Genomic DNA, 881 nt, shown 5'->3' with positions numbered 1-881 from the left:
CGGCGCCCCGCGCATCACCAAGGACGGCGTCACCGTCGCCAAGGAGATCGAGCTCGAGGACAAGTTCGAGAACATGGGCGCGCAGATGGTGCGTGAGGTCGCTTCGAAGACCAACGACATCGCCGGCGACGGCACGACCACCGCGACCGTTCTCGCCCAGGCCATCGTCCAGGAAGGCAACAAGGCCGTTGCCGCCGGCATGAACCCGATGGATCTGAAGCGCGGCATCGACCTCGCCGTCACCGAAGTCGTTACCGCTCTCGGCAAGGCTGCCAAGAAGATCAAGACCTCCGAGGAAGTCGCCCAGGTCGGCACGATCTCGGCCAATGGCGACGAGTCGGTCGGCAAGATGATCGCGGAAGCGATGCAGAAGGTCGGTAACGAAGGCGTCATCACCGTCGAGGAAGCCAAGACCGCCGAGACCGAGCTGGAAGTCGTCGAAGGCATGCAGTTCGACCGCGGCTATCTCTCGCCCTACTTCGTCACCAACGCCGACAAGATGGTCGCCGATCTGGAAGACGCCTACATCCTGCTGCACGAGAAGAAGCTCTCCAACCTGCAGGCCATGCTGCCGGTCCTGGAAGCCGTCGTTCAGACCTCGAAGCCGCTGCTCATCATCTCGGAAGACGTCGAAGGCGAGGCTCTGGCCACGCTGGTCGTCAACAAGCTGCGCGGCGGCCTGAAGATCGCCGCCGTCAAGGCTCCGGGCTTCGGCGACCGCCGCAAGGCCATGCTGGAAGACATCGCCATCCTGACCGGTGGCCAGGTCATCTCGGAAGACCTCGGCATCAAGCTCGAGAATGTCGGCCTCAACATGCTCGGCCGCGCCAAGAAGGTGTCGATCTCCAAGGAGAACACCACCATCGTCGACGGCGCCGGCA

1 protein-coding gene is annotated in these 881 nt (G+C 63.5%); it reads left to right on the top strand.

The window, feature by feature from the left end; translation table 11 throughout:
• A partial coding sequence (gene groEL, locus EOA75_RS33350) for a chaperonin GroEL (protein ID WP_127326172.1) occupies positions 1 to 881 on the top strand: 881 nt, incomplete at both ends.

Origin of the sequence: Mesorhizobium sp. M1A.F.Ca.IN.022.07.1.1 (assembly GCF_003997575.1) — a bacterium.
Lineage (GTDB): Bacteria > Pseudomonadota > Alphaproteobacteria > Rhizobiales > Rhizobiaceae > Mesorhizobium.
Note: the sequence above shows the minus strand (reverse complement) of the source record. Positions and strands in the feature narration are given on the sequence as shown.